The organism is Bartonella sp. OC68QHHN (assembly GCF_042193875.1).
GTDB lineage: Bacteria > Pseudomonadota > Alphaproteobacteria > Rhizobiales > Rhizobiaceae > Bartonella > Bartonella grahamii_A.
The window spans coordinates 1-1,711 of sequence record NZ_JBHIME010000042.1 but is presented as its reverse complement, the minus strand read 5'-3'; the positions used below and the strand labels follow the sequence as shown (position 1 = coordinate 1,711).

The following is a 1,711-nucleotide window of genomic DNA, read 5'->3' as shown; positions in this document are numbered from 1 at the left end:
CTTACTAGAGGAAAACAGCGCATATTTAGAACTTCAGAAAAAGCTCAATATTGAAGTTATCTTTGGTAATCCCCCTTATTCAACAAAGCAAAAAAACGAAAATGATAATGCAAAAAACACACCCTATCCGATTTTAGATAAACGTATTAGTGAAACTTATGCGGCTCATTCAAAAGCAACCAATATGCAAGCACTTTATGATAGCTATATCCGTGCTATCCGTTGGGCTAGTGACCGTATTGATAATGCTGGGATAATCGGATTTGTCACAAATGCCGGTTTTATTAATGGAAGTTCTACGGACAGTCTACGAAAGTGCCTCGTTGAAGAATTTAGCAGCCTTTATATTTTCCATTTGCGGGGGAATGCTCGGACTTCTGGAGAACAACGTAAAAAGGAAAGTGGTGGCATTTTTGGTTCTGGATCTCGTGCTCCCATAGCTATCTCTATTCTCGTAAAAAATCCAAATGCACAACAGCGTGGGAAAATATATTTTCGTGATATTGGAGATTATCTCTCGAGGCAAGAAAAACTTACAATGATTGAATCCTTTGGAAGCATTAATGGTATTACACGGAGTAAACAAGGTTGGCAAATCATTATACCAGATAAGCACGGTGATTGGATAAATCAACGTGATGACAATTTTAAAGCATTTTTAGCCATAGGTGTTAAGAAAGGTAATAATAAGAAAAAGCTCTTTGAAACTTTTTCGTGTGGTATACAAACTAATCGTGATGCTTGGGCATATAACTCAAATCGTGAAGTTTTAGCAAAAAACATGAGTTATATGATTGCTTTCTATAATAGTGAAGTGGAACGTTTTAATAATGTCTATCCGCATGCTGACCGTAAGTTACGTGCAAATGCTGTAAACGATTTTGTTAGTGTTGATGCTACAAAAATTTGTTGGAGTAGTAGTCTGAAAGAAGAGTTTGTAAGAGGAAAGGTTTTTGAATTTGAAGATAAATGTCTTATTCAAAGCCTATATCGTCCTTTTACGAAGCAATGGCTTTACTATAGTCGTATTTTTAACCATAGAGTCTATCAAATGCCGCGTATATTTCCGATAGGGGAAATGATTGGAAATAAAGTAATTCAAGTTACAGGTATAGGAGCAATGGGAGGCTTTTCTGTACTTATGACTACGGCTCTGCCCGATGTTCAGGTGATAGAAAATGGACAATGCTTTCCACGTTATATTTATGATGATACTACGGTTTTAAAAAGTAAAAATGAAAAACAATCCCATTTGTTTGCAAATGCTACAGAAGAAAGCAAAACAGCTGGTTTACAGAGACGTGATGCTATTACTGATGAAGGATTAGCACATTTTAAAGCTGCTTATCCTAATAAGACTATAATAAAAGAAGATATCTTTTATTACGTATACGGTCTACTTCACTCAGAAGATTATCGTGCCCGTTATGCTGATAACCTCTCTAAAGAGTTGCCTCGCATTCCTTGTGTAAAAAGCGCTGAAGATTTTTGGAAGTTTGTAACAGCAGGGCGTGAACTGGGGCATTTGCACGTGAATTATGAAACTGTAGAGCCTTATCCCGTGACCTTTAAAAAGGGTAATCCAAAACAGACAGAGATCTCTAATCCTGAGAAATTCTATTATGTAACTGAAATGAAATTCGCAAAAGCAGGTAAAGAGAAAGATAAATCAACTGTTATTTATAATAGCAATATCATCATGACAGACATC

General features: G+C 36.1%; 1 protein-coding gene. It reads left to right on the top strand.

Annotated elements, in window-relative coordinates:
• Positions 1-1,711: type ISP restriction/modification enzyme (locus ACFIJ0_RS06060; RefSeq protein ID WP_375644087.1), on the top strand; the 1,711-nt coding region annotated here is incomplete at both ends.